The sequence below is a fragment of the Variovorax sp. RKNM96 genome (assembly GCF_017161115.1).
Classification (GTDB): Bacteria; Pseudomonadota; Gammaproteobacteria; order Burkholderiales; family Burkholderiaceae_C; genus Variovorax.
On the sequence record NZ_CP046508.1, the window covers coordinates 5,717,002 to 5,741,990 of the forward strand.

Annotated in this window: 26 protein-coding genes and 1 tRNA gene; 19 read left to right on the forward strand and 8 right to left on the reverse strand. The window is 66.2% G+C overall.

Annotation, left to right across the window (positions count from 1 at the left end):
• Positions 1-30 precede the first annotated feature (30 nt).
• From ugpE to GNX71_RS26540, 4 genes are all read left to right on the forward strand, one after another.
• Positions 31-882 (forward strand): sn-glycerol-3-phosphate ABC transporter permease UgpE, encoded by an 852-nt coding sequence (gene ugpE / locus GNX71_RS26525; protein ID WP_206175185.1) that lies wholly within the window; start codon positions 31-33, stop codon positions 880-882.
• A 3-nt stretch (positions 883-885) separates the two neighbouring features.
• Positions 886-1,893, forward strand: a complete 1,008-nt coding sequence (gene ugpC / locus GNX71_RS26530) for a sn-glycerol-3-phosphate ABC transporter ATP-binding protein UgpC (RefSeq protein ID WP_206175186.1) — start codon at positions 886-888, stop codon at positions 1,891-1,893.
• 3 nt (positions 1,894-1,896) lie between these two features.
• Positions 1,897-2,643 (forward strand): glycerophosphodiester phosphodiesterase, encoded by a 747-nt coding sequence (ugpQ, locus tag GNX71_RS26535; RefSeq protein ID WP_206175187.1) that lies wholly within the window; start codon positions 1,897-1,899, stop codon positions 2,641-2,643.
• 62 nt (positions 2,644-2,705) lie between these two features.
• A complete protein-coding gene (locus GNX71_RS26540; RefSeq protein ID WP_206175188.1) occupies positions 2,706-5,123 on the forward strand; it encodes a DUF3772 domain-containing protein in 2,418 nt (805 codons plus the stop codon).
• Between the two features lie 3 nt (positions 5,124-5,126).
• Here GNX71_RS26540 and GNX71_RS26545 read toward each other — a convergent pair whose 3' ends face one another.
• Entirely contained in the window at positions 5,127-5,597 is a 471-nt protein-coding gene (locus GNX71_RS26545) for an Lrp/AsnC family transcriptional regulator (protein ID WP_144299149.1), read from the reverse strand.
• Between the two features lie 265 nt (positions 5,598-5,862).
• Here GNX71_RS26545 and GNX71_RS26550 point away from each other — a divergent pair, with 265 nt between their 5' ends.
• The 4 genes from GNX71_RS26550 to GNX71_RS26565 are packed head-to-tail and all read left to right on the forward strand — an operon-like array spanning position 5,863 to position 9,007.
• Positions 5,863-6,789, forward strand: a complete 927-nt coding sequence (locus GNX71_RS26550) for an ABC transporter substrate-binding protein (RefSeq protein WP_241027350.1) — start codon at positions 5,863-5,865, stop codon at positions 6,787-6,789.
• Between the two features lie 15 nt (positions 6,790-6,804).
• The gene (locus tag GNX71_RS26555; RefSeq protein WP_206175190.1) at positions 6,805-7,701 is read left to right on the forward strand and encodes an ABC transporter permease; all 897 of its coding nucleotides are present in this window, start codon (positions 6,805-6,807) and stop codon (positions 7,699-7,701) included.
• Complete coding sequence (locus tag GNX71_RS26560) at positions 7,701-8,495, forward strand: ABC transporter ATP-binding protein (RefSeq protein WP_206175191.1); 795 nt, start codon at positions 7,701-7,703, stop codon at positions 8,493-8,495. The genes GNX71_RS26555 and GNX71_RS26560 overlap by 1 nt, the downstream gene beginning before the upstream one ends.
• On the forward strand, positions 8,495-9,007 hold the full coding sequence (locus GNX71_RS26565; RefSeq protein WP_206179698.1) for a GNAT family N-acetyltransferase: 513 nt from the start codon (positions 8,495-8,497) through the stop codon (positions 9,005-9,007). The genes GNX71_RS26560 and GNX71_RS26565 overlap by 1 nt, the downstream gene beginning before the upstream one ends.
• A 7-nt stretch (positions 9,008-9,014) precedes the next feature.
• Here the strand turns inward: GNX71_RS26565 and GNX71_RS26570 are convergent, their stop codons facing one another.
• Positions 9,015-9,293: a hypothetical protein gene (locus GNX71_RS26570; protein WP_206175192.1), complete on the reverse strand. Its 279-nt coding sequence runs from the start codon at positions 9,291-9,293 to the stop codon at positions 9,015-9,017.
• Between the two features lie 111 nt (positions 9,294-9,404).
• Between GNX71_RS26570 and hemA the strand changes: the two genes are divergently transcribed.
• The 6 genes from hemA (at position 9,405) to GNX71_RS26600 (ending at position 14,930) form a co-directional block, all read left to right on the forward strand.
• Positions 9,405-10,676, forward strand: coding sequence for a glutamyl-tRNA reductase (hemA, locus tag GNX71_RS26575; protein ID WP_206175193.1), 1,272 nt, complete (start codon positions 9,405-9,407; stop codon positions 10,674-10,676).
• 97 nt (positions 10,677-10,773) lie between these two features.
• Entirely contained in the window at positions 10,774-11,862 is a 1,089-nt protein-coding gene (prfA, locus tag GNX71_RS26580) for a peptide chain release factor 1 (RefSeq protein WP_206175194.1), read from the forward strand.
• Positions 11,862-12,710 (forward strand): peptide chain release factor N(5)-glutamine methyltransferase, encoded by an 849-nt coding sequence (gene prmC, locus GNX71_RS26585; RefSeq protein WP_206175195.1) that lies wholly within the window; start codon positions 11,862-11,864, stop codon positions 12,708-12,710. The genes prfA and prmC overlap by 1 nt, the downstream gene beginning before the upstream one ends.
• Positions 12,711-12,741: 31 nt before the next feature.
• Positions 12,742-13,068: a Grx4 family monothiol glutaredoxin gene (gene grxD / locus GNX71_RS26590; protein WP_013543189.1), complete on the forward strand. Its 327-nt coding sequence runs from the start codon at positions 12,742-12,744 to the stop codon at positions 13,066-13,068.
• 16 nt (positions 13,069-13,084) lie between these two features.
• On the forward strand, positions 13,085-13,594 hold the full coding sequence (locus GNX71_RS26595) for a cupin domain-containing protein (protein WP_206175196.1): 510 nt from the start codon (positions 13,085-13,087) through the stop codon (positions 13,592-13,594).
• A gap of 52 nt (positions 13,595-13,646) precedes the next feature.
• Entirely contained in the window at positions 13,647-14,930 is a 1,284-nt protein-coding gene (locus tag GNX71_RS26600) for a hemolysin family protein (protein ID WP_206175197.1), read from the forward strand.
• Between the two features lie 59 nt (positions 14,931-14,989).
• Here the strand turns inward: GNX71_RS26600 and GNX71_RS26605 are convergent, their stop codons facing one another.
• Both GNX71_RS26605 and GNX71_RS26610 read right to left on the reverse strand, forming a co-directional pair.
• The gene (locus GNX71_RS26605) at positions 14,990-15,670 is read right to left on the reverse strand and encodes a lytic transglycosylase domain-containing protein (protein ID WP_206179700.1); all 681 of its coding nucleotides are present in this window, start codon (positions 15,668-15,670) and stop codon (positions 14,990-14,992) included.
• A 53-nt stretch (positions 15,671-15,723) separates the two neighbouring features.
• The gene (locus tag GNX71_RS26610; protein ID WP_206175198.1) at positions 15,724-17,469 is read right to left on the reverse strand and encodes a proline--tRNA ligase; all 1,746 of its coding nucleotides are present in this window, start codon (positions 17,467-17,469) and stop codon (positions 15,724-15,726) included.
• A gap of 145 nt (positions 17,470-17,614) precedes the next feature.
• Here GNX71_RS26610 and GNX71_RS26615 point away from each other — a divergent pair, with 145 nt between their 5' ends.
• Positions 17,615-18,286, forward strand: coding sequence for an RNA pyrophosphohydrolase (locus GNX71_RS26615; protein ID WP_206179702.1), 672 nt, complete (start codon positions 17,615-17,617; stop codon positions 18,284-18,286).
• Positions 18,231-18,827: a CNP1-like family protein gene (locus tag GNX71_RS26620; RefSeq protein ID WP_206175199.1), complete on the forward strand. Its 597-nt coding sequence runs from the start codon at positions 18,231-18,233 to the stop codon at positions 18,825-18,827. The genes GNX71_RS26615 and GNX71_RS26620 overlap by 56 nt, the downstream gene beginning before the upstream one ends.
• Positions 18,828-18,879: 52 nt before the next feature.
• On the opposite strand, the gene proB is transcribed toward GNX71_RS26620, so the two are convergent.
• The 4 genes from proB to rplU form a co-directional block, all read right to left on the reverse strand.
• On the reverse strand, positions 18,880-20,019 hold the full coding sequence (gene proB, locus GNX71_RS26625) for a glutamate 5-kinase (RefSeq protein WP_206175200.1): 1,140 nt from the start codon (positions 20,017-20,019) through the stop codon (positions 18,880-18,882).
• Positions 20,020-20,099: 80 nt separating this feature from the next.
• A complete protein-coding gene (gene cgtA / locus GNX71_RS26630) occupies positions 20,100-21,176 on the reverse strand; it encodes an Obg family GTPase CgtA (RefSeq protein ID WP_206175201.1) in 1,077 nt (358 codons plus the stop codon).
• A gap of 71 nt (positions 21,177-21,247) precedes the next feature.
• Positions 21,248-21,508, reverse strand: coding sequence for a 50S ribosomal protein L27 (gene rpmA, locus GNX71_RS26635; protein ID WP_013543198.1), 261 nt, complete (start codon positions 21,506-21,508; stop codon positions 21,248-21,250).
• Between the two features lie 12 nt (positions 21,509-21,520).
• Positions 21,521-21,832, reverse strand: coding sequence for a 50S ribosomal protein L21 (gene rplU, locus GNX71_RS26640; RefSeq protein ID WP_042578903.1), 312 nt, complete (start codon positions 21,830-21,832; stop codon positions 21,521-21,523).
• Positions 21,833-22,015: 183 nt separating this feature from the next.
• Here rplU and GNX71_RS26645 point away from each other — a divergent pair, with 183 nt between their 5' ends.
• The 3 genes from GNX71_RS26645 to pilB all read left to right on the forward strand — a co-directional run bounded on the left by GNX71_RS26645 (position 22,016) and on the right by pilB (position 24,983).
• The gene (locus GNX71_RS26645) at positions 22,016-23,008 is read left to right on the forward strand and encodes a polyprenyl synthetase family protein (protein WP_206175202.1); all 993 of its coding nucleotides are present in this window, start codon (positions 22,016-22,018) and stop codon (positions 23,006-23,008) included.
• A 52-nt stretch (positions 23,009-23,060) separates the two neighbouring features.
• A tRNA-Pro gene (locus GNX71_RS26650) sits at positions 23,061-23,137 on the forward strand.
• Between the two features lie 112 nt (positions 23,138-23,249).
• Positions 23,250-24,983 carry a type IV-A pilus assembly ATPase PilB gene (pilB, locus tag GNX71_RS26655; protein WP_206175203.1) on the forward strand — a complete coding sequence of 578 codons (1,734 nt, stop codon included), beginning with the start codon at positions 23,250-23,252 and terminating at the stop codon, positions 24,981-24,983.
• Positions 24,984-24,989 lie beyond the last annotated feature (6 nt).

Below are 24,989 nucleotides of genomic sequence, written 5' to 3' on the forward strand. Positions count from 1 at the left end.
AAGAAAAAACCAAACTCGGCGGAGCACGGCATGGTTGAGAAGCGCGGCACCCAAGGCATCCTGGCCCACGTCATCATGATCCTGGGCGTCTTCATCGTCGCCTTCCCGCTCTACCTGGCGTTCGTGGCCTCCACCCACACGGCCCAGGAGATCGTGCAGGCGCCGATGCCGCTCCTGCCCGGCTCGAACATCGTCGACAGCTACAAGGGCGCGCTCTTCGGACGCGAGAACAGCGCGGGCTCCAACGCCCCGGTGGCGCACATGATGTGGGTGAGCTTCGTGACGGCCATGGTCATCGCCATCGGCAAGATTTCCATCTCGCTGCTGTCGGCCTTCGCCATTGTCTACTTCCGCTTTCCGTTCAAGAAGATCTGCTTCTGGGCCATCTTCGTGACGCTGATGCTGCCGGTGGAAGTGCGCATCCTGCCCACCTACAAAGTGCTGTCGGACCTGAACATGCTGAACACATACGCGGGCCTCACGGTGCCGCTGATCGCGTCGGCCACGGCGACCTTCCTGTTCCGCCAGTTCTTCCTCACGGTGCCGGACGAGCTCACCGAGGCCTCGCGCATGGACGGCGCAAGCCCCATGCGCTTTTTCTTCGACGTGCTGCTGCCCTTGTCGAAGACCTCGATCGCTGCGCTGTTCGTGATCCAGTTCATCTACGGCTGGAACCAGTACCTGTGGCCGCTGCTCGCGACCACGAGCGAAGACATGTACCCCGTGGTGGTCGGCATCAAGCGAATGATTGCCGGCGGCGACGGGCAGAACGAATGGAACGTCGTGATGGCCACCGCCATCCTCGCGATGCTGCCGCCCGCGCTGGTGGTGGTCCTCATGCAGAAATGGTTCGTCAAGGGCCTTGTGGATACCGAGAAATAAAAAATGGCAGCTCTTTCCCTACGCAACGTCATCAAGCGCTACGGCCACGGGCCGAAAGCCAACCAGGTCATCCACGGCGTGAGCGCCGAGATCGCCGACCATGAATTCATCGTGATCGTCGGGCCCTCGGGCTGCGGCAAGTCCACGCTGCTGCGCATGGTCGCGGGCCTGGAGGAAATCTCGGCCGGCGAGATCGCCATCGGCGGCAAGGTCGTGAACCAGCTCGAGCCCTCCGAGCGCGACATCGCGATGGTGTTCCAGAACTACGCGCTCTACCCGCACATGAGCGTGTTCGCGAACATGGCCTACGGCCTGAAGATCGCCAAGGTGCCGGTGCCCGAGATCAAGGTGCGCGTGGACAAGGCCGCCAAGATCCTCGAACTGGGCCACCTGCTCGAGCGCAAGCCGCGCGAGCTCTCGGGCGGCCAGCGCCAGCGCGTGGCGATGGGCCGCGCGATCGTGCGGCAGCCGCAGGTGTTCCTGTTCGACGAGCCTCTCTCGAACCTCGACGCCAAGCTGCGCGCGCAGACCCGCCTGGAAATCCAGAAGCTGCACCGCGAGCTGGGCATCACCTCGCTCTTCGTCACGCACGACCAGGTCGAGGCCATGACGCTGGCGCAGCGCATCATCGTGATGAACGGCGGCGTGATGGACCAGTTCGCCACGCCGGAAGAGGTGTACAACCGCCCCGCCACCACCTTCGTGGCGAGCTTCATCGGCTCGCCGCCGATGAACCTGCTCAGGCACGCCCCGGGTGTGCGCGCGGGCCAGATCCTGGGCATTCGCCCCGAGCACATGAAGCTCGACGAAAGCGGCTGGACGGTGCAGGTCGAGCAGGTCGAACTGCTGGGCGCCGAGCGCCTGGTGTACGGCCGCATCGGCGACGAGCAGATCATCATGCGCACCGACGAAGGCGATCACCCGCCGGTCGCGGGCGACACGGTGAAGATCGCTGCGCGCGAAGACAAGCTGCACTGGTTCGACGCCGGCTCCGGCAAACGCGCCGACTGAACGATGGCCGAACGCAGTCCCTGGCCCTACCCCCGCTGGGTCGCGCACCGCGGCGCCGGCAAGCTCGCACCTGAAAACACGCTCGCCGCCTTCCGCTTCGGCGCGGCGCACGGCTACCGCATGTTCGAGTGCGATGCCAAGCTCAGTGCCGACGGCGTGCCCTTCCTGATGCACGACGCCACGCTGGAGCGCACCACCAACGGCCACGGCATCGGCGGCCAGCAACCGTGGAGCGCGCTGTCGCAGCTCGACGCGGGCGGCTGGCATTCGCGCGCCTTCGCGGGCGAGCCGCTGCCCACGCTGGAGAACCTGGCGCGCTTCTGCCTGGCCAACGGCTACCTGCTCAACATCGAGATCAAGCCCACGCCCGGCACCGAGCGCGAGACCGGCGAGGTCGTGGCGCGCGAAGCGGCGCGCCTGTGGCAGGGTGCGGCGGTTCCTCCGCTGCTCACTTCGTTCCAGGTCGAGTCGCTCAAGGGCGCGGCCGCCGCGCAGCCCGAGTTGCCGCGCGGCCTCCTGCTCGACACGCTCCGGACCGGCTGGCTCGACACCGCACGCGAGTTGGGCTGCCGTGCCGTCGTTTGCAACCACGCGCTGTGGGACGCCCCCACCGTCGCACAGGTGCACGGCGCGGGCATGCGCTCGCTGAGCTACACCGTCAACGACGACTGGGCCGCGCAGCGGCTCATCGACCTGGGCACCGACGGCATCATCACGGACCGGGTCGACCTGTTCAGCCCCGCCGGCTGAGCCTCGCTGCGCTTACCTGTCCTTACCTGCCCTTACGAAATGGCCGCTTCTATGATGCAGCCATGAGTTGGATCCCCCGCCTAGCGACCTTTTTCCTTGCCGCCCTGCTGATGTGCGGCGGCGCCATGGCGCAGCCAGACCTCGGCGGCAGCGCCACCTCGCTGCCCGCACCGGCCCCGACGGTGGCCGAACTGCGCGACCAGTTCACCAAGATCACCGCCACGGCGGACACCGACGACGACGCGCGCAAGCTGCTCACGCAGATCAACGCGATCGGCACGCAGGCCGACAAGTTCGTCGCCGCCCGCACCGGCGAACTGGCCGACCTGAACGCCCGGCTCGGCGAACTGGGCAACCCGCCAGCCGCGGGCGCCACCGAAGACCCCGACATCACGCGCCAGCGCGCGCGCCTGACGAAAGAGCGCAATGCGCTGGATGCCGACATCCGCCTCGCGCGCCTGCTGTCGGTCGACGTGCGCCAGCGCGGCACCGACCTCGTCACCCAGCGCCGCGCGCTGTTCGAGGCGCAACTCACCGAGCGCGCGGCCTCGCCGCTGAGTGGCGAATTCTGGAACGACCTGCGCGAGGCCTGGCCCGACGACCTGGAGCGCCTGAAGACGATGACGGCCGCCCTGAGCGACGGCCTGCAGACCACGCTCCAGCCCGAGACCCGCACCCGGGTGATCGCCGCCCTGATTGCCGCGCTGCTGCTCGCGGTGGTCGGCAACTGGGCGGCCGAACACCTGCTCACCCGCCTCGCCGCGCGGTGGCTGCCGGCCGGACGCCTGCGGCGTTCGGTGCTGGTGATCGGCATCGTGGGCAGCCATGTGCTGCTGGTCGCGATCGCGGCGCACGGCTTCGTGGAGGTGCTCAAGGCATATGCCACCTGGGAGCCGCAGGCCCGCAAGGCGCTCCAGTCGTCGGCGCAGGCACTGGTGTTCATGGCCTTCGTGATCGGGCTCGGGCGCGGCCTGCTCGCCACCCGCCGCCCCTCGTGGCGGCTGCCGCCGATCCCCGATGCGATGGCGACCCGCCTCGCCGCACTGCCTTGGTTGGTCGCGCTGGTCGCGGCGCTGGCCTGGACGCCCGCCGAGGTCAACGCACTGATCGACGCCAGCTTCGCGGCCGTGGTCGTCACGCACGTGCTCACGGCGCTGGTGCTCACCACGCTGGTGGGCGCGGTGCTCTACCTGGTGAAGCCGCTGCGCGCGGACGCATCCGATGCCGGCCTGCCCGAGCGGCCGATGTGGGTCGGCCTGCTGGTGGCGCTGATCGGCGTGCTGATGATCGCGATCTGGGTGCTGGTGGCCGTGGGCTATGTGGCGCTCGCGAGCTTCCTGGCCTCGCAGCTCACCTGGAGCGGCATCGTGGCCGCGGCCTTCTACGTGCTGTTCAAGTTCGCCGACGACGTGTTCATGGCACTGGTGTCGTCGCGCAGCACCTTCGGCCAGCGGCTGCAGAAAAGCTTCAACCTCGCGCCGCAGACGCTGGATCAGGCGGCCACCGTGCTCTCGGGGCTGAGCCGGGTCGGGCTGTTCTTCTACATGCTGATCGCGCTCGCCGCGCCGCTGGGCACCGGGCCCGGCGAGGTGTTCCAGCGCAGCGGCAAGTTCGGCACCGGCGTGAAGGTGGGCGAGTTCCAGTTGGTGCCGGGCGCCATCCTGAGCGCCATCGCGGTGGCGGTGGTCGGCTTCATCGTGATGCGGGTGTTCAAGCGCTGGCTCGAACGCAGCTATTTGCCCAACACGCAGCTCGAGCCGGGCATGCAGAGCTCGATCACCACGCTGCTGGGGTACGTGGGCGGGATCCTGGTGATCGCGTTCGCGCTCTCGGCGCTGGGCATCGGCATCGAACGCATCGCGTGGGTGGCGAGCGCGTTGTCGGTGGGCATCGGCTTCGGGCTGCAGGCGATCGTGCAGAACTTCATCTCGGGGCTGATCCTGCTGGCGGAGCAGCCGGTGAAGGTGGGCGACTGGGTAGTGCTGGGCACGGCCGAGGGCGACGTGCGGCGCATCAACGTGCGCGCCACCGAGATCCAGCTGGGCGACCGCTCCACGCTGATCGTGCCGAACTCGGAATTCATCACCAAGACGGTCCGCAACATGACGCTGGCGAATGCCGAGGGCCGTGTGCTGATCCGCCTGCCGATGCCGCTGACGACCGATGCGCAGCGGGTGCGCGAGCTGATCCTGGAAGCCTGCCGCGCGCACGAAGGGGTGCTGGAAACCCCGGCGCCGTCGCTCACGCTGGAAGGCATCGAGAACGGGCTCCTGATCTTCCAGGCCATCGCCTATGTGGCGAGCCCGCGGCTGGCGGGCGGCGTGCGCAGCGACCTGCTGTTCGTGATCCTCGATGAACTCAAGAAGGCCGCGCTGCCGATGGCGACGCCGACCACCTTCATGATGGCGCCCAACGAGCCCGCCGCGGCCGCGCCGGCGCCCGCGACGCAGAACTCGCCGATCCCCGGCATGCCGACCTGAGGCTCACTCCAGCGGCAGCGCCGTGGTGCACTTGATCTCGTTGAGGCACACGCTGGACCGCACGGCCGACACGCCCGGCATGTGCATCAGCGTGTGCATCAGGAACTGCGAGAGCGACTCCAGGTCGCGCGCGACCACCTTGAGCACGTAGTCGAAGTCGCCGGTCACCGAGTAGCACTCCAGGATCTGCTTGAGGTCGGCGATCAGGTCCTGGAACTTGGGCAGTTCGTCGACGTGGCCGCGCGCCATGGTCACGTGGATGAAGGCGATCACGCCGAGACCGACGTGGCGCGCATTCAGGTGCGCGGCGTAGCCATTGATGAGCCCCAGCTCCTCCAGACGCCGGTGGCGCCGCATGCACTGCGCGGGCGACAGGTTGGCCACCTCCGACAGCTCCAGGTTGGTGGCGCGGCCGTGCACCTGCAGGTGGTCAAGAATCCGCCGGTCGATCCGGTCGAGTTCGATCTCGTGCAATTTCATCTCTTATATCCTCCAATGAATGCAATTATGTTTCTTAAAGCGGGGTAAGCCCGATCCGTCCATGCACCTTAATTGTGCAAAGTACGATCTAGACTTCGAGGCTGCCGGGATTGCACGCGCAATTCCCGGCCCGCTGAATTCCCCGCCCCGGCGCACGCCGGCGGCCTCATCCCAGACGCACCCATCCCCATCCGGAGACCCTCACGTGAAAAACGCCTTGCTTCGCACCCCTTTCAGCGCCGTCGCCCTGGCCCTCGGCATGCTGGCCGCCGCGCCCTCGTTCGCGGCCGACACCAAGTCGGTGGCGGTGACCGCCATCGTCGAGCACCCGGCGCTGGATGCGGTGCGCGACGGCGTGAAGGCGGAGCTCAAGGCAGCAGGCTACGAAGAAGGCAAGAACCTCAAGTTCACCTACCAGAGCGCGCAGGGCAACGTGGGCACCGCCGCCCAGATCGCCCGCAAGTACGTGGGCGATGCGCCTGACGTGATCGTCGCCATCGCCACGCCGTCGGCGCAGGCCGTGGTGGCCTCCACCAAGACCATTCCCGTCGTGTACTCGGCCATCACCGATCCGGTGGCGGCCAAGCTGGTGAAGAACTGGGATGCCACGGGCACCAACGTGACCGGCGTGTCGGACCTCTCGCCGCTCGAGAAGCACATCGGCCTCATCAAGCAGGTGGTGCCCAACGCCAAGCGCATCGGCGTGATCTACAGCCCCGGCGAAGCCAACTCGGTGGCCATCGTCGCCTCGCTCAAGAAGGCCGCGGCCGATGCCGGCATGACCGTGGTGGAAGCCGCTGCCGCCCGCACCGTGGACGTGCCGACCGCCGCGCAAAGCCTCGTGGGCAAGGCCGACGTGATCTACACGCCGACCGACAACAACGTGGTCTCGGCCTTCGAAGGCATCGTGAAGGTCGCCCAGCAAGCCAAGCTGCCGGTGGTGGCCGCCGACACGGCCACCGTCGAGCGCGGCGCCGTGGCGGCCCTGGGCCTGAACTACAGCGACATCGGCCGCCAGACCGGCAAGATCGTCGTGCGCATCCTCAAGGGCGAGAAACCCGGCACCATCGCCTCGCAGACCAGCACGAACTTCGAGCTGGTGGTGAACCCCACCGCCGCCAAGGCACAGGGCGTGACGCTGTCCGAATCGCTCCTGAAGAGCGCCAAGGTCGTGGCCACGAAGTAAGAAGCCCGCTTCTTTATGTCGCTCATCGCTTCGCTGGGCGCCATCGAGATCGGTCTGATATTCGGACTGGTCGCGTTGGGCGTCTTCATGTCGTTTCGCATCATCAATTTTCCCGACCTCACGGTGGACGGCAGCTTTCCGCTGGGCGCCGCCGTGGCCGCGACGCTGATCGTCCTGGGCTGGAATCCGGTCGCCGCCACCGCGGTCGCCTGCGTCGCCGGCGCTGCTGCGGGCTGGGTCACGGCCTGGCTCAACGTCAAGCTGAAGATCATGCAGTTGCTCGCGAGCATCCTGGTGATGATCGCGTTGTACTCCGTCAACCTGCGCGTGATGGGCAAGCCCAACGTGGCGCTGATCACCGAGCCGACCGTGTTCACCATGGTCGACTTCGGCGGCATGCCCGAGCAGTGGGCCAAGCCGCTGTTGCTGCTGTTGATCGTGATCGTCGCGAAGATCGTGGTCGACATGTTCTTCGCCTCCGAAGCCGGCTTGGCGATGCGCGCCACCGGCGGCAACGCGCGCATGGCACGGGCGCAGGGCATCTCGACCGACTTCCACACGATGGCGGGTCTGGCGCTGTCGAACGCGCTGGTGGCGCTGGCCGGCGCGCTGTTCGCGCAGAGCCAGGGCACGGCCGACATCTCGATGGGCGTGGGCACGATCGTGATCGGCCTGGCCGCGGTGATCATCGGCGAGACGCTCCTGCCCGCGCGCAGCATGGTGATCACCACGCTGGCCTGCGTGCTGGGGGCGCTGCTCTACCGCTTCTTCATCGCGATGGCGCTCAACACCGACTTCATGGGCCTGCAGGCGCAGGACCTGAACCTGGTGACCGCCGTGCTGGTGGCGTTCGCGCTGCTGGTGCCCGCCTACAAGCGCAAGTTGGGCGGTCTCTTCAAGGGGAAGAACTGATGCTGCGCGCCCAACAACTGGAGATGACTTTCAACCCGGGCACGCCGATCGAGAACCGCGTGCTGCGCGGGCTCAGCCTGGAAATCCCGACCGGCCAGTTCGTCACCGTGATCGGCTCGAACGGCGCGGGCAAGTCGACCTTTCTCAATGCAGTGAGCGGCGACCTGATCGTCGACAAGGGCAGCATCGAGATCGACGGCAAGGATGTGACCCGCATGAACGCCTGGCAGCGCTCGGGCATGGTGGCCCGGGTGTTCCAGGACCCGATGGCAGGCACCTGCGAGGCGCTGACCATCGAGGAGAACATGGCGCTGGCGTGGAAGCGCGGCGAGCGCAGGGGTTTCGGCTTTTCGCTCAACCGGAGCCTGCGCGAGCTGTTCCGCGAGAAGCTGTCGATCCTGAAGCTGGGGCTGGAAAACCGGCTGGCCGACCGCATCGGCCTGCTCTCGGGCGGACAGCGGCAGGCGGTGAGCCTCTTGATGGCGTCGCTCAAGCCCTCGCGCATCCTACTGCTGGACGAGCACACGGCGGCGCTGGACCCGAAGACCGCCGCCTTTGTGCTGGAGCTGACCGCCAGGATCGTCGAAGGCAGCCAGCTCACCGCGATGATGGTCACGCACAGCATGCGGCAGGCGCTGGACTACGGTTCGCGCACCGTCATGCTGCACGAGGGTCAGGTGATCCTCGACGTGGCCGGGCCGGAACGCTCGGGCCTCGACGTGCCCGACCTTCTGCGGATGTTCGAGCAGACGCGCGGCGAGAAGCTCGACGACGACAAGCTGCTGCTGGCTTGATGGTGGAAAGCGCCGTCTTCGTACGGGCGATGCGCGCCGCCGATCTGGAGGCGGTGCTCGCCATCCAGCTCGCCTGCTACGGCGCGGGCTTCGTGGAAGACGGTGCGCTGATCGCGCGGCGATTGGCCGCGGCGCCGGAGACGGGCTGGGTGGCCGAGCACGAGGGCACCGTCAGGACGTACCTGGCGGCCTATCCCTCGATCGTCGGCAAGCTCACAGCGCTGCATGGCGAATTCGAGGTCGCATCGGAAGCCGATGCGCTGTACCTGCATGACCTGGCGGTGCACCCGGCCGCTTCGGGCCTGGGACTCGGGCCGCGGCTCGTGCGGCATGCGTGGGAGCACGCGGCGCAGGCCGGCTGGCGGCAATCGACGCTGGTGTCGGTACAGGCGTCGGTCGGTTTCTGGGAACGGCAGGGCTATGCAGCGACGCAGCCGGCAGATCCGGCGCAGCAAGCCCGGCTCGCGACCTATCCCGGCACATCGGTCTACATGGTCCGCCGGCTGGGCTGACCCTGTCTCAGCGGCGCCAGCCGCGCATCGCGAGCCACTGCACGGTGCCGCAGACCGCCACGAGCGCGGCATAGGTCGTCATCACGCCGTCGCGCCCGAAGACCACCAGCCCGGCGGCGAGGACCCCGACGCCGGCCCCGAAGGTGATCGCCCATTGAACCCACCAGCGCGGAACGCCCGTGCGGCGCCCGCCAAGGAACCGGCCCACCAGGACCAGCACCAGGGCGATGAACGCCGCGGGTGCCACAAAATTAAGCAGGTGATCGAGGAGGGCCAGTAGGTCCATCGGGCAGTCGGAAGGGGGCCGCTCGCATGCGGTGAAGGTTATGGCTGTTATAGGGAAAGCCATTTGTCCCTCGGCAAGCCTCGGGCGGCTGCTGATTTTATAATCACGGCCATGTCAGTCTGGGCTCTTGGCTTGAACCACACGACCGCGCCGCTCGATCTGCGCGGTCGTTTTGCGTTTGCGCTCGATCAGATCGCCCCGACGCTGCAGAGCCTGCGCAGTTCATTCCCCAGCGGCCGCCACCCCCAGGTGGAAGCCGCGATCATCTCGACCTGCAACCGCACCGAGATTTATTGCGCCTCCGAACACATCGCCCTCGACCACACGGTCGGGTGGCTGGCAGAGAGCGGCGGCGTGGCCCCTACCCTGCTTCGTTCCCACGCCTACACGCTGCACGACGACGAGGCTGCGCGCCACGTCTTCCGCGTGGCCAGCGGGCTCGATTCGATGGTGCTCGGCGAAGCCCAGATCCTCGGCCAGATGAAGGACGCGGTGCGCGCGGCCGAAAACGTCGGCGCCTTGGGCACCACGCTCAACCAGCTGTTCCAGCGCTCGTTCGCCGTCGCCAAGGAAGTGCGTACCGCCACCGAGATCGGCGCGCATTCGATCAGCATGGCGGCCGCGGCGGTGCGGCTGGCCGGGCAACTCTTCGAAGACCTGCGCAAGACGCGCGTGCTGTTCGTCGGCGCGGGCGAAATGATCGACCTCGCGGTCACGCACTTCGCGGCCAAGGAGCCGAAGTCGATCGCCATCGCCAACCGCACGCTGGAGCGCGGCGAAAAGCTCGCCACGCGCTTCGGCGGCGAGGCGATGCGGCTGGCCGACCTGCCGGCGCGCCTGGCCGAATTCGACATCGTGGTGAGCTGCACCGCGAGCACGCTGCCGATCATCGGCCTGGGCGCCGTCGAGCGCGCGCTCAAGGCACGCAAGCACCGCCCGATCTTCATGGTCGACCTGGCCGTGCCGCGCGACATCGAGCCCGAAGTGAAGGCGCTCGAAGACGTCTACCTCTACACCGTCGACGACCTCGCGCACGTGGTGCAACAGGGCCAGGCCAACCGCCAGGCTGCGGTGGCGCAGGCCGAGGTGATCATCGATGCCGGCGTGCAGAGCTTCATGCACTGGCTGGGCCAGCGCAGCACGGTGCCGCTGATCCAGCAGCTCAATGCGCAGGCCGACGAATGGCGCACCGCCGAGATGGCACGGGCGCGCAAGCTCCTGGCCAAGGGCGAATCGGTCGATGCGGTGCTCGAGGCGATGTCGCGCGGACTCACGCAGAAGATGATGCACGGCGCCATGGCCGAGCTGCATGCGGGCGATGCCGCATCGCGCGAACAGACGGCGCAGACGATCTCGCGCCTGTTCCTGCGCAAAGAGCGTTAGCGACGCTCGTCAGCGGCCCGGCCCTGCGTGCCGCGGTCTCCCTGCGCCCTGCCGCTGCATGCGGCATTCGTTCCCCATTTTTCGAGCCCCTTCTTCCGTGAAATCCTTTCTGCGTCATCAACTCGAACGCTACGTCCAGCGCCTGGGCGAGCTCGACTTCCTGCTCTCGCGCGAAGACATCATGAGCGACATGGCGCAGTACCGCACCATCTCGCGCGAGCACGCCGAGATCACGCAGATCGCCGGCCGCTATGAGCGCTACAGGCAGCGCGAGGCCGACATCGCCGGTGCGAAGGAAATGCTCGAGGACCCGGACATGGCCGAGATGGCGCGCGAGGAAATCGCCGGCGCCGAAGCCGAACTGGTACAGCTCGAAGAGGAACTGCAGCGCCTGCTGCTCCCCAAGGACCCCGACGATGCGCGCAACGCCTTCATGGAAATCCGCGCCGGCACGGGCGGCGACGAGTCGGCGCTTTTCGCGGGCGACCTGCTGCGCATGTACACGCGCTACTGCGAACGCGCGGGCCTGCGCTGCGAGATCGTGAGCGAAAGCGCGAGCGAACTCGGCGGCTACAAGGAAGTGGTGATCCGCATCGTCGGCGACGACGTCTTCGGCAAGCTGCGTTTCGAATCGGGCGGCCACCGCGTACAGCGCGTGCCGGCCACCGAGACCCAGGGTCGCATCCACACCAGCGCCTGCACGGTGGCCGTGCTGGCCGAGCCCGACGAAACCGTGGCGGTGCAGATCAACCCCTCGGACCTGCGCATCGACACCTACCGCGCGAGCGGCGCCGGCGGCCAGCACATCAACAAGACCGACTCGGCCGTGCGCATCACGCACATCCCGACCGGCATCGTGGCCGAGTGCCAGGACGACCGCAGCCAGCATCGCAACAAGGCCAAGGCGCTGCAGGTGCTGTCGGCACGCATCCAGGAGAAGGACCGCAGCGAACGTGCCGCCAAGGATGCGGCGATGCGCAAGGGCCTGATCGGCAGCGGCGACCGTTCGGACCGCATCCGCACCTACAACTTTCCGCAAGGGCGGCTCACCGACCACCGGATCAACCTGACGCTCTACAAGCTGCTGGCGATCATGGAAGGCGACCTCGGCGACGTGCTGGAGGCGCTGCGCGCCGCGCGCGAGGCCGAGCAACTGGCCGAGCTGGAATCGAGCCTGCCCGCGTGATGACCGACGCCACCGCACCGTCCACCGTGGCGCAGGCGCTCACTGCGGCCGTGGCCCTGGGCGTCGATCGGCTCGATGCCCAGTTGCTGCTGTTGCACGCACTGGGCCGTGCGCCGCACGACCGTGCCTGGCTGCTGGCGCACGACACGGATGCCATGTCCGACGCCGCATGGGTGGGGCTTGCGGCGCAGCTGTCGCGCCGCCTGGCGGGCGAGCCGGTGGCCTATCTGATCGGCACGAAGGAATTCCACGGCCTCGACTTGCAGGTCGACGCGCGGGTGCTGGTGCCTCGCCCGGACACCGAGACGCTGGTCGACTGGGCGCTGCAGTGCCTCGAAGGTCGAAGCGCTCCGCGCGTGCTCGACCTCGGCACGGGCAGCGGCGCGATCGCGCTGGCGCTGCAGCATGCGCGCCCGGATGCGCAGGTCGATGCGGTCGATGCCAGTGCCGACGCGCTGGCCGTCGCGGAGGCGAACGCCCGGCGTCTCGGCCTGCCGGTGCGCTTTGCCCGGGCCCATTGGCTCGACGGCGCCGCCGATGGCTACATGGTCATCGCCAGCAATCCGCCGTATATCGCCGCCGATGACCCGCATCTGCCTGCGCTGCAGCACGAGCCCTCCTCCGCGCTGGTCGCGGGCGCCGACGGGCTCGACGACATCCGCCAGATCGTGCAGAACGCCCCCGATCACCTCGCCGAGGCCGGCTGGCTGCTGCTCGAACACGGCCATGACCAGGCCGCGGCTGTGCGCCAACTGCTCGAAACCCGCGGCTTCGCCGAAGTCCAAAGCCGGGACGACCTGGCAGGCATCCAGCGCTGCTCGGGCGGAATCTGGCGCGCGGTGAAATAATCCCCTCAGCCCCCACTTTTCAGGAGTCCCCATGTCCGACGCCCAGCAACGCATCGACGACCTCGTCAAAACCAACGAACTCGTGCTCTTCATGAAGGGCAATGCCAGCTTCCCGATGTGCGGTTTCTCGGGCCGCGCGATCCAGATCCTCAAGGCCGTGGGCGTCGACACCAAGACGCTCAAGACCGTCAACGTGCTCGAAGACGACGGCATCCGCCAGGGCATCAAGGAATACAGCAACTGGCCCACGATCCCCCAGCTCTACGTGAAGGGCGAATTCGTCGGCGGCTCGGACATCATGATGGAGATGTACGAGTCGGGCGAGCTGCAGCAGGTGCTGAACGGCAACCCCGCCTGATTCCCCGGGGCTTGCCATGAGCCACGATCACGCGGACCACGGCCACTCGCAAGAGGGCGATGAAAGCCCGGCCTGGAAGCACGACGGCGTGCGCGTGATCGGCGCCAACCAGCTCGACGTCAACACGGCGCAGACGCCCGGCATGAACCGGGCCGCCGCCATCAACTTCGCCCGCGTGGGCGCCCAGAAGCTCTGGGCCGGCACGGTCACCATCCATGCCGATGCCAAGACCGGCGCCCATCACCACGGGCACCTCGAATCGGTGATCTACGTCGTGCGCGGCCGGGCCCGCATGCGGTGGGGCGAGAAGCTCGAGTTCACCGCCGAGGCCGGACCGGGCGACTTCATCTACGTGCCGCCCTATGTGCCGCATCAGGAAATCAACGCCAGCGCGACCGAGACGCTCGAATGCGTGCTGTGCCGCAGCGATGGCGAGGCGGTGGCGGTGAACCTCGACATCGAGCCTGTAGAGAAACCCGAATCGGTCCTGTGGGTCGACCCGACCCATCCGCACGGCGGCGTCTGAAGGTTTTTCGCGGGCCGAGTCATGGCACCATGGCACTCTTCGCCGTGCCACCATGAACCTCACCCAAAGCCTGCTCGTCATCGTCTTGCTGATCGCGATGAGCGCGTTCTTCTCCCTTGCCGAAATCACCCTGGCCGCCTCGCGGCGCCTTCGTCTGCGCCAGATGGCCGACGAGGGCGACGCGCGCGCCGAGCGCGTGCTGCGCGTGCAGGAGCAGCCCGGCCACTACTTCACCGTGGTGCAGATCGGCCTCAACGCGGTGGCGATCCTCGGCGGTGTCGTGGGTGAGGGCTCGCTCAGCCCGTATTTCGCGCGTTTCTTCGAGAGCTGGCTGAGCGTGGAAGCGTCCGCGAACGTGGCATTCCTCTGCTCGTTCGTGATCGTCATCGCGGTGTTCCTGGTGTTCGCCGACCTGTTCCCCAAGCGGCTGGGCATGAGCGATCCGGAGCGCATCGCGGTGCGCATGGTCGGGCCAATGCTGCTGCTGATCACCACCTTCAAGCCGCTGGTCTGGTTCTTCACCCGCTGCACCGACCTGCTGTTCAAGGTGCTCGGCATGCCGATGGCGCGCGACGACAAGATCACCTCGGCCGACATCCTCGCGATGACCGAAGCGGGTGCTCGCGCGGGCGTGCTCGCGGTGCGCGAGCAGCAGGTGATCGCCAACGTGTTCGAGCTGGAGACGCGCCTGGTGAGCAGCGTGATGACGGCGCGCGACAGCATCGCCTGGTTCCTGCACGACGATCCCGAGTCGGTGCTGCGCGCGCGCATCGTGGCCGAGCCCTTTTCGGCCTACCCGGTGTGCGATGGCGACATCGACCATGTGCTTGGCTATGTCGATGCCAAGGACATGTTCCAGCGCGTGCTCAGCGGCCAGCCGCTGGCCTTCGACCAGGGCCTCACGCTGCACAAGGCGCTGGTGATTCCCGACCGGCTCTCGCTGACCGAGGTGCTCGAACAGTTCCAGCAGGCGCATGAAGACTTCGCGATCATCGTCAACGAGTACAGCCTGGTGGTGGGCGTGATCACGCTCAACGACGTGATGAGCACGGTGATGGGCGACCTGGTGACGATGCCCGACGAGGAGCAGATCGTGAAGCGCGACGAGAACTCGTGGCTGATCGACGGCGTGACGCCAATCCAGGACGTGCAGCGCGCGCTGCAGATCGACGAGCTCCCGCATGCCGACGAATACGAGACGCTCGCGGGCTTCCTGATGGTGATGCTGCGCCGCGTGCCCAAGCGGACCGACAGCGTGACCTGGGCCGGCTACACCTTCGAGGTGATGGACGTCGACAGCTACCGCATCGACCAGGTGATGGTCACAAAAACCTAGCTTGACGTCTTGGCGCGCCCCGCTGGGCAGGCCGCTTCGCATATTCGCGAAAGTGAGATTCAAGCTGCCGAACGGTCCTTTTCGCGCTCACGATCCCGCTCGCGCTCCCGCGCCTTGTCGTCGTAGGCCCAGAGCCGCTGGTTCGCGAACACGGCGTTCGGGTACGGCGACTTGCCGCGGCTGCCGTTGTAGCGGCCGAGGGTCATGTACAGGTCGCCGTTTTCGCGATCGAGGTAATGGCGCAGGATCACGCAGCCGAAGCGCAGGTTGGTCTGCATGTGGAAGAGCTTGGCCGAATCGCTGTCGCCGATCACGCGGGTCCAGAACGGCATGACCTGCATGTAGCCACGGGCACCGGCGCTCGACACCGCGAATTTGCGGAAGTTGCTCTCGACCTGCACCAGCCCGAGCACCAGGCTCACGTCGAGCCCCGAGCGCTTGGCCTCGTACCAGATGGTCTGCAGGAATTCCTTGCGCGAGGGCCAGTCGGCGATCTTCTTCTTGAGCCGCTCGCTCATTTCGCCGAGCCAGCGCAGGTAGGCCAGGCGCGCCTCGGTGGTCGTGAATTCCGGCACCGGCGGCGCCTTGTTGTGGATGGCCGAGCTCAGTGCGGTGCGCACCGAATCGATCAGGGGTTCTTCGATCTGGGCGCCAGCGAATGCGGCCTGTGGCAACGCGGTCAGCGACAGCACGCCCGAAGCCGCGGCGACACCGAGGCACTTGCGCCGCGAGATGGTCATGCCATCCGCCGCGGCGGCTGCCCCTGGGTCGTCGTTGCAACGGCCGGTGAAGCTCATGCGGCGAGCTTGCCGGCAATGAAGTCGGCGATGCCGGCCGACGGCACCTTCGTCGCCGCCGTGTCGCGGCGATGCTGGTATTCGAGCTGGCCTTCTTTCAGGCCCCGGTCGGAAATGACCACGCGGTGCGGCACGCCGATCAGTTCCCAGTCGGCGAACATCGCGCCGGGGCGCTCGCCGCGGTCGTCCAGCAGCACGTCGACGCCCTTGGCGAGCAGCTCTTCGTAGAGCGCCTCGGCGGCCACCTTGACCTCGGGGCTGCGGTCCATGCCGATCGGGCAGACCACCACGGTGAACGGCGCCAGCGCGTCGGGCCAGATGATCCCGCGCTCGTCGTGGTTCTGCTCGATGGCGGCGGCGGGCAGGCGGGTGATGCCGATGCCGTAGCAGCCCATCTCGAGGAACTGCGGCTTGCCGCCTTCGTCCAGGTACGTGGCGTTCATGTCCTTGCTGTACTTCGTGCCGAGCACGAAGACGTGCCCGACCTCGATGCCGCGCTCGATGGCCAGCAGGCCCTTGCCGTCGGGCGAGGCGTCGCCCGACACCACGTTGCGCAGGTCAGCCACGATTTCCGGCTCGGGCAGGTCGCGGCCCCAGTTGACGCCGGTCATGTGGAAGTCGACCTCGTTGGCGCCGGTGATCCAATCGGCCAGCACTGCGGCCTCGCGGTCTGCAACCAGCTTGACGGGCTTCTTGAGGTTCAGCGGGCCGAGGTAGCCGGGCTTGCAGCCGAAGTGCTCGTCGATCTCGGCGAGCGTGGCGAAGCGAAAGCCTTGGTCCAGGCCCGGCACCTTGCTGACCTTGATCTCGTTCATGTCGTGGTCGCCGCGCAGGAGCAGCAGCCAGACCTGCGAACCCTTCGGGTTGCCGGCCTCGTCGAGGATGTCGGTGGCCAGCACCAGAGACTTGATGGTGGTCGCAAGCGGCACGCCGAGCAGCTCGGCCACGTCGGCGCAGGTGCTCTTGCCCGGCGTTGGTGTCTTCTCGAGCGCCTTGGCGGCCGCGGGGCGCGGGCCGGCCGGAGCCAGGGCCTCGGCCTTTTCCATGTTGGCGGCGTAGCTGCTGTCGGGGCAGTAGACGATGGCATCCTCGCCGGTGGCGGCGATCACCTGGAATTCTTCGCTCAGGTCGCCGCCGATGGCGCCGCTGTCGGCCGCCACGGCGCGGTAACGCAGGCCGAAGCGGTCGAAGATATTGCGGTACGCCTCTGCCATGACCTGGTAGCTGGCCTTGGCCGCATCGAGGTCGCGGTCGAAGCTGTAGGCGTCCTTCATGATGAATTCGCGCCCGCGCATCAGGCCGAAGCGCGGACGGCGCTCGTCGCGGAACTTGGTCTGGATCTGGTAGAAGTTCTTCGGCAGCTGCTTGTAGCTGCGGATTTCCTGGCGCGCGATGTCGGTCACCACTTCTTCGCTGGTCGGCTGGATCACGAAGTCGCGGTCATGCCGGTCCTTGATGCGCAGGAGCTCGGGGCCCATCTTGTCGAAACGGCCGGTCTCCTGCCAGAACTCGGCCGGCTGGACCACCGGCATCGTGAGCTCGACGGCGCCAGCGCGGTTCATTTCTTCCCGCACGATCGCCTCGACCTTGCGGATCACCCGCAGCCCCATCGGCATGTAGGTGTAGATGCCCGTACCGAGCTTCTTGATCATGCCGGCCCGCATCATCAGCCGATGGCTCGCGACCTCGGCATCGGCGGGCGCTTCCTTGAGGGTGGAGACAAAAAAACGGGAAGCTTTCATCGGGATCGGTGTGCTGAATTCGCTGGATTCGACGTTCGGAAGTGGGGGACTGCTCCCCCGGAGAGACCCTGAGAGCCTGCATCGCAGCTTGCCGAGGGCAACCCGGCATGCATAATCGACTCAGTTCAAAAATTGGGGTTTGATTATGCTCGACCGGGACGGCTTCAGGCCCAACGTCGGCATCATCCTGCTCAACCAGAGAAACCAGGTTTTCTGGGGCAAACGCATACGCACGCATTCCTGGCAGTTTCCGCAAGGCGGCATAGACCGCGGCGAAAGTCCCGAGCAAGCCATGTTCCGGGAACTGCATGAGGAAGTGGGGCTCCATCCGGAGCATGTGCGCATCGTGGCCCGTACCCGCGACTGGTTGCGCTACGAGGTGCCGGATCGGTTCATCCGCCGTGACGCACGGGGCCACTACAAGGGCCAGAAACAAATCTGGTATCTGCTGCAACTCACCGGCCACGACTGGGATCTCAACCTGCGTGCAACCGACCATCCCGAATTCGACGCCTGGCGCTGGCATGACTACTGGGTGCCGCTCGACGTTGTCGTCGAGTTCAAGCGCGGCGTCTACGAGATGGCGCTCACCGAGCTTGCTCGCTACCTGCCACGGCAGGATTTCCGCAACCGCTTCCTGCGCAGCAACGTGCGCGCCCGAGAATTCGAGCGCCATCCACTGGACGCCGGAGCGCCCGCGGGCCTCGACCTGCCGCCCGGCGGCAGTTTCGACCCGCATCCCGACATTCCTTCTGCGAGCGATGAACCTCCTCCTTCCAACAGCAACAACGCGCCCATCTTTCCGACGCAGCGCTGAGCGCGTCCTCCTTCTCGCCTGCTTCGGCATCCTCGCCGGGTGCGCATCGGGCAAGTACGACACCGATAACCCCGACTGGGCGCAGGTGGGTTCGGCGCCCGCACCCAAGCGGTCCGAGACGGACAAGGAGTGGGAAGAAACGACCGCGCCTCCGCCGCCGGCCTTCAGCGAAAGCCGTCTGCTGCCGATCGAGATGCCTCCGTACATGACGCTGAAGTTCGGCATCGATCCGGCAACGATCACGATCACGCCCGACGGCATCGTGCGCTACGTGGTGGTGGCCAGCAATCGCAGCGGTGGCGCCGTCAATGCCTTCTATGAAGGCGTGCGTTGCTCGACCGCCGAGATGAAGAGCTACGCGCGCTACAACAACGGCGCTTGGCAGGAAGTGACCAAGCAGGAATGGAAGCGCGTCAACGACCTGAACTCGCGCTACACGGTGGCGCTGTCGAGCCAGGGCATCTGTCGCGGCAATGCGCCGCGCAGCTCGGTCGGGGAGATGGTGCAGAACATCCGCAATCCGGTTCGCGAAGTGCAATAAGCGGCGACGAGATGAACGAACGGGGCCTTTGGCCCCGTTTTTCTTTTGCCGATCAGCTGGGCATCAGCACCATGTTGTCGCGGTGAACCATCTCCGGCTCCGCGACGTAGCCCAACAGGCGCTCGAACTCTGCAGACGGCTTGCGGCACAAGAGGCGCGCCTCGACGCTCGAATAGTTGGCCAGGCCGCGGGCCAGCTCGACACCCTCTGCGTCGCGCACCGCGATCACGTCTCCGCGCGAGAACTCGCCCGACACGCCCGTCATGCCGATCGGCAGCAGGCTCTTGCCCTCGGCACGCACCTTGGCCGCGGCACCTGCATCGACGACGACGGCGCCTCGCAGCTGCAGGTGGTCGGCCATCCAGCGCTTGCGCGCCTGGTGCTTGGCCGTCTGCGCCACCAGCAGCGTGCCGATGGATTCGCCGCGCGTCAGGCGCAGCAAGGCGTCGGCCTCGCGGCCCCAGGCGATCACGGTCGACGCGCCGGAACCAGCCGCGCGCTTGGCGGCCAGGATCTTGGTGATCATCCCGCCGCGGCCGATGCTGGAGCCCGCACCGCCTGCCATGGCCTCGAGCGCCGGATCGCCGGCAGCCGCTTCGTGGACGAACTTCGCGTCCGGGTCCTTGCGCGGATCGGCCGTGTAGAGGCCCTTCTGGTCCGTGAGGATGATCAGCGCATCGGCTTCGACCAGGTTGGCCACGAGCGCGCCGAGCGTGTCGTTGTCGCCGAACTTGATCTCGTCGTTGACGACGGTGTCGTTCTCGTTGATGACCGGCACCACGCCCAGGCGCAGCAGCGTGACAAGGGTCGAGCGCGCATTGAGGTAGCGCTCGCGGTCGGCAAGGTCGGCATGGGTCAGCAAGACCTGGGCGCTGCCGATCTCGTTCTCGCGCAGCTTGGTCTCGTACATCTGGGCCAGGCCCATCTGCCCGACGGCCGCGGCGGCCTGGAGCTCGTGGATCTCGTGCGGCCGGATGCGCCAGCCGAGGCGCTTCATGCCTTCGGCAATGGCGCCGCTGGACACCATCACGACCTCGCGCCCGTCACGCACCAACTGCGCGAGCTGCCGACACCACTCGCCGATGGCGGCCTCGTCGAGACCGCGCCCTTCGTTGGTCACGAGGCTGGAGCCGACCTTGACGACGATACGGCGGGCATCCCGCAAGGCAGTGGATCCGGAATTCGAGGTCATTGAGGGGCTGTCGCGGTCGTGAATGCTGCTGATTTTGCTATCTATTGAATCGCATCGATTTCTTCGATGCCCCGCCGCACTCAGGTCGGATCGGGCGGCAGCGGGACAAAGCGCGGATCGACCTCGACCGGCTCCTGTTCCGCCACCTGCTGGGCCTTGACCTGCTGGTAGACGGCCTGCACCAGATGCTCGCAGCCCTCGCGCGTGAGCGCCGAGATCTCGAACACCGGGCCCTTGAAGCGCAGCCGCTTGACGAAGTCCTTGACCAGCGCCGCGCGCTCGTCGCCGGGCACCATGTCGAGCTTGTTCAGCACCAGCCAACGCGGCTTGTCGTACAGCGCTGCGTCGTATTTCTTCAGCTCGCCCACGATGGCCTTGGCCTGGGCGACCGGGTCGACGGCATCGTCGAACGGTGCCATGTCGATCACATGCAGCAGCAGCCGCGTGCGTTGCAGATGGCGCAGGAAGAGGTGGCCAAGGCCGGCGCCTTCGGAGGCACCTTCGATCAGGCCGGGCAGGTCGGCCACCACGAAGCTCTGCTCCGGGCCGACGCGCACGACGCCGAGGTTCGGATGCAGCGTGGTGAAGGGATAGTCAGCGATGCGGGGCCGCGCGTTCGAGATGGCGCTGATCAGCGTCGACTTGCCCGCATTCGGCATGCCGAGCAGGCCGACGTCGGCCAGCACCTTCAGCTCGAGCTTCAGGCTTTTCTTTTCACCGGGCCAGCCGGGCGTCTTCTGGCGCGGTGCACGGTTGATGGCGCTCTTGAAACGCATGTTGCCGAAGCCGCCATCACCGCCCTTGGCGATGGTGATGACTTCGCCCTCGGTCAGGAGCTCGTACAGCACTTCGCCCGTTTCGGCGTCGGTGATGATCGTGCCGACCGGCACCTTGAGCGTGATGTCGTCGCCCGCGGCGCCGAACATGTCGGAGCCCATGCCGTGCTCGCCGCGCTTGGCTTCGTGCCGGCGCGAATAGCGGAAGTCGACGAGCGTGTTGAGATTCGAGTCGGCCACCGCGAACACATGGCCGCCGCGGCCGCCGTCGCCGCCGTTGGGGCCGCCGAATTCCTTGTACTTCTCATGACGGAACGACACGCAGCCGTTGCCGCCATCGCCGGCGGCGATGTCGATGAAGGCTTCGTCGACGAACTTCATGGGATGTCCAGTTTACAAATGAAGAAGCCCCGGCAAAGCGGGGCCTCGGGCTGATCGAAGTGACGCGAGGCTTACGCCGCGGGGGTCACGTTGACCATGTGCTTGTTGAGCGCACCCTTGTGACCGAACGACACGTGGCCGTCGACCAGTGCAAACAGCGTGTGGTCCTTGCCCACACCGACGTTCACGCCGGGGTGGAACTGGGTGCCGCGCTGGCGCACGATGATCGAGCCTGCGCTGATCAGTTCGCCGCCGAACGCCTTCACGCCGAGCATCTTGGGCTTGGAATCGCGCCCGTTTCGCGTTGAGCCGCCGCCTTTTTTCTGTGCCATGGAATGTGCTCCTTAGCCGGCGATCGCGCCGATTTGCAGTTCGGTGAACTGCTGGCGATGGCCTTGACGTTTCTGATAGTGCTTGCGACGGCGCATCTTGAAGATGCCGACCTTGTCGTGCTTGCCGTGCGACAGTACCGTGACTGTCACCGTTGCGCCGGACACCAGGGGCGTGCCAACCTTGATTTCAGCGCCGTTTCCGACGGCCAGAACCTGGTCGATCACGATTTCCTGGCCTACGTCCGCAGCAATCTGTTCTACTTTAATTTTTTCGCCGGAAGCAACGCGATACTGCTTGCCGCCGGTTTTTATGACCGCGTACATGTAAGACCTCTTAGAAATGAGTCTCCGCAGCGAATTCCGCAGAGCCCAAGATTATAGCGCGGTTTGTGCTTGCTAACACCCATTGCCTCCGCCAAGCCCCGGCAAGCAGGCCACCCTCCCTATAATTTGCGCCTTCCGGCCCCTGGGCCGCCTTCATCTTCAGCAGCGCCCCGCGCCCCCGCTTTGCCAGTCCCCGCCGCCGACACCTCCCCCACCGCCACCGTGCTGGACCTGATTGCCGGCGACATGGTCGAAGTCGACCGCGTGATCGCACGCCGCCTCGACACGGGCGTGCCACTGGTCAGCCAAGTCTCCCAATACATCATCTCCGCTGGCGGCAAGCGCCTGCGGCCCGCACTGCTGCTGCTGATGTCCGGCGCACTGGGCTACACAGGCGAGCAACGCTTCAACCTGGCCGCCGTGGTGGAGTTCATCCACACCGCCACACTGCTGCACGACGACGTGGTTGACGAATCGACCCTGCGACGTGGACGTGCAACCGCCAACGAATCCTTCGGCAACCCGGCCAGCGTACTGGTCGGCGACTTTCTGTACTCGCGCGCATTTCAGATGATGTTGGATGCAAACAACATTCGCATCATGGAAATCCTGGCTGAAGCCACCAACGTGATCGCCGAGGGCGAGGTGCTTCAGTTGATGAACATGCACGACGCATCGCTGGACGAAACGGCGTACCTGCGCGTGATCCGCTCGAAGACCGCCAAGCTTTTCGAAGCCAGCACCCGGCTCGCCGCCGTGCTGGCCGGCGTCACACCGGAAGTCGAGGAAGCCTGCGCCACTTATGGACAGGCACTGGGCACCGCCTTCCAGGTGATCGACGATGTTCTTGATTACGCAGGTGATGCCCAGGAAACCGGAAAAAACGTCGGCGACGACCTCCGCGAAGGCAAGACCACGCTTCCCCTCATCTTTGCCATGCAGCGAGGCACCCCAGCGCAAAGCGGGTTGGTGCGCGCCGCCATCGAGGCCGGCGACACAGCTCAATTGGGCAAGGTGGTAGAGATCGTTCGCGAAACCGGTGCGCTGGATGCATCCCGCGCCGCCGCCGCGGCCGAAGCCAAACGCGCAATAGATGCATTGCGCGACTTTCCGTCCAATTCGCATGCTTCCGGTTTGCTACAATTGGCGGCTCAGTTGCTTGAGCGACGTGCCTGAAACACCTCACCAGAGTTGGCATCTAGGACAACTTCTTTTTCTTGCAACCAATCGGGGTGTAGCTTAGCCTGGTAGAGCGCTACGTTCGGGACGTAGAGGCCGGAGGTTCGAATCCTCTCACCCCGACCAGCCTTTGGCTGGCACAAATAATGGCCATCCCTGTTGCTGTGTAGCGATTTACAGCACAGGGGCGATGAGCGATGATCGTGAAGCACTTTCTCACATCTTTTGCATTCGCTGAATGGCCGCTGCCGAACTTCCAGTTAAAGAACTCTCGCAAATTGCCCTCCCGGGCTTGGCGCGCGCTCTCGTTTCGGCCGGCAAACTGCCTGCAAAAATCGCAGAGGACATCTATCAGAAGTCCCTGAGCGGTCGCACCAGCTTCATTGCGGAACTGACCGGCACCGGCGCCGTTTCGGCAGCGGATCTCGCCCACACGCTTTCCACCGCGTTCGGCGCCCCGCTGCTCGATCTCGATGCGATCGATCAACAGCGCCTGCCCAAGGACCTGCTTGATCCCAAGCTGTGCCTCGCGTACCGCATCGTCGTCCTCAGCAAGCGCAACAACCGTCTCATTGTTGCAACGGCCGATCCATCGGACCAGCAGGCGGCGGAAAAGATCAAGTTCGCCTCCCAGATGGGGGTCGACTGGGTCATCGCGGAGTACGACAAGCTCTCGCGAATGATCGAAGCCGCCGCAGCGACTGCAGCGGAGACCATCAACAGCATCGTCGGCGCCGAGTTCGAATTCGACGATGTCGGCGCCGATACCTCGGGCGATGCCAGCGAACAAGCTGTTGCCGAGGTCGAAGATGCGCCGGTCGTGCGCTTTCTGCACAAGATGCTGCTCGACGCCGTCAGCATGCGGGCCTCGGACATTCACTTCGAGCCCTACGAGCATCACTACCGCGTGCGTTTCCGGGTTGACGGCGAACTGCGCGAAATCGCGAGCCCGCCCACGGTCATCAAGGACAAGCTGGCGTCACGCATCAAGGTCATTTCCCGGCTCGACATCTCCGAAAAACGCGTGCCGCAGGACGGCCGCATGAAGCTCAAAATCGGGCCGGACCGCGTGATCGACTTTCGCGTGAGCACGTTGCCCACGCTGTTCGGCGAGAAGATCGTGGTTCGTATTCTCGACCCCAGCAGTGCACGCCTGGGCATCGATGCGCTGGGCTACGACGCCGTCGAAAAGGAACGGCTCCTCCATGCGATCGGCCGCCCTTACGGCATGGTGCTCGTCACCGGCCCGACGGGCTCGGGCAAGACGGTGTCGCTCTACACCTGCCTGAACCTGCTGAACCAGCCGGGCGTCAACATCGCGACGGCGGAAGACCCGTCCGAAATCAACCTCCCCGGCGTCAACCAGGTCAACGTCAACGAACGGGCCGGACTGACCTTCGCCACAGCGCTGCGCGCCTTCCTGCGCCAGGATCCCGACATCATCATGGTCGGCGAAATTCGCGACCTCGAAACCGCCGATATCTCGATCAAGGCCGCGCAGACCGGTCACCTGGTGCTCTCGACGCTGCATACCAACGACGCGCCGACCACGCTCACGCGCATGCGCAACATGGGCATCGCGCCGTTCAACATCGCATCGAGCGTGATCCTGATCACCGCGCAGCGGCTTGCGCGCCGCCTGTGCACCGTATGCCGTGTGCCGGTCGACATCCCGCGCGAAGCGCTGCTGGAGGCCGGCTTCAAGGAGTCGGACCTGAACGGCACGTGGAAACCTTACCGGCCCGTGGGCTGCTCCGCATGCAGCGGCGGCTACAAGGGCCGGGTCGGCATCTACCAGGTGATGCCGATCACCGAGGCCATCCAGGAAATCATCCTGCGCGATGGCAGCGCGCTCGACATCGCGCAGCAATCCGAAGCCGAGGGCGTGCGTTCGCTGCGCCAGTCGGGCCTCGGGAAAGTCATGCAGGGCCTCACTTCGCTCGAAGAAGTGGTGGCCTGCACCAACGAATAACGAACA

What these genes read in the sequence shown, in the direction of transcription:
- ugpE (WP_206175185.1), top strand. Translation starts at nt 31, where the DNA reads ATGGTTGAGAAGCGCGGCACCCAAGGCATCCTGGCCCACGTCATCATG.
- ugpC (WP_206175186.1), top strand. Translation starts at nt 886, where the DNA reads ATGGCAGCTCTTTCCCTACGCAACGTCATCAAGCGCTACGGCCACGGG.
- ugpQ (WP_206175187.1), top strand. Translation starts at nt 1,897, where the DNA reads ATGGCCGAACGCAGTCCCTGGCCCTACCCCCGCTGGGTCGCGCACCGC.
- GNX71_RS26540 (WP_206175188.1), top strand. Translation starts at nt 2,706, where the DNA reads ATGAGTTGGATCCCCCGCCTAGCGACCTTTTTCCTTGCCGCCCTGCTG.
- GNX71_RS26550 (WP_241027350.1), top strand. Translation starts at nt 5,863, where the DNA reads ATGCTGGCCGCCGCGCCCTCGTTCGCGGCCGACACCAAGTCGGTGGCG.
- GNX71_RS26555 (WP_206175190.1), top strand. Translation starts at nt 6,805, where the DNA reads ATGTCGCTCATCGCTTCGCTGGGCGCCATCGAGATCGGTCTGATATTC.
- GNX71_RS26560 (WP_206175191.1), top strand. Translation starts at nt 7,701, where the DNA reads ATGCTGCGCGCCCAACAACTGGAGATGACTTTCAACCCGGGCACGCCG.
- GNX71_RS26565 (WP_206179698.1), top strand. Translation starts at nt 8,495, where the DNA reads ATGGTGGAAAGCGCCGTCTTCGTACGGGCGATGCGCGCCGCCGATCTG.
- GNX71_RS26570 (WP_206175192.1), bottom strand. Translation starts at nt 9,293, where the DNA reads ATGGACCTACTGGCCCTCCTCGATCACCTGCTTAATTTTGTGGCACCC.
- hemA (WP_206175193.1), top strand. Translation starts at nt 9,405, where the DNA reads ATGTCAGTCTGGGCTCTTGGCTTGAACCACACGACCGCGCCGCTCGAT.
- prmC (WP_206175195.1), top strand. Translation starts at nt 11,862, where the DNA reads ATGACCGACGCCACCGCACCGTCCACCGTGGCGCAGGCGCTCACTGCG.
- grxD (WP_013543189.1), top strand. Translation starts at nt 12,742, where the DNA reads ATGTCCGACGCCCAGCAACGCATCGACGACCTCGTCAAAACCAACGAA.
- GNX71_RS26595 (WP_206175196.1), top strand. Translation starts at nt 13,085, where the DNA reads ATGAGCCACGATCACGCGGACCACGGCCACTCGCAAGAGGGCGATGAA.
- GNX71_RS26600 (WP_206175197.1), top strand. Translation starts at nt 13,647, where the DNA reads ATGAACCTCACCCAAAGCCTGCTCGTCATCGTCTTGCTGATCGCGATG.
- GNX71_RS26605 (WP_206179700.1), bottom strand. Translation starts at nt 15,670, where the DNA reads ATGACCATCTCGCGGCGCAAGTGCCTCGGTGTCGCCGCGGCTTCGGGC.
- GNX71_RS26610 (WP_206175198.1), bottom strand. Translation starts at nt 17,469, where the DNA reads ATGAAAGCTTCCCGTTTTTTTGTCTCCACCCTCAAGGAAGCGCCCGCC.
- GNX71_RS26615 (WP_206179702.1), top strand. Translation starts at nt 17,615, where the DNA reads ATGCTCGACCGGGACGGCTTCAGGCCCAACGTCGGCATCATCCTGCTC.
- GNX71_RS26620 (WP_206175199.1), top strand. Translation starts at nt 18,231, where the DNA reads ATGAACCTCCTCCTTCCAACAGCAACAACGCGCCCATCTTTCCGACGC.
- proB (WP_206175200.1), bottom strand. Translation starts at nt 20,019, where the DNA reads ATGACCTCGAATTCCGGATCCACTGCCTTGCGGGATGCCCGCCGTATC.
- cgtA (WP_206175201.1), bottom strand. Translation starts at nt 21,176, where the DNA reads ATGAAGTTCGTCGACGAAGCCTTCATCGACATCGCCGCCGGCGATGGC.
- rpmA (WP_013543198.1), bottom strand. Translation starts at nt 21,508, where the DNA reads ATGGCACAGAAAAAAGGCGGCGGCTCAACGCGAAACGGGCGCGATTCC.
- rplU (WP_042578903.1), bottom strand. Translation starts at nt 21,832, where the DNA reads ATGTACGCGGTCATAAAAACCGGCGGCAAGCAGTATCGCGTTGCTTCC.
- pilB (WP_206175203.1), top strand. Translation starts at nt 23,250, where the DNA reads ATGGCCGCTGCCGAACTTCCAGTTAAAGAACTCTCGCAAATTGCCCTC.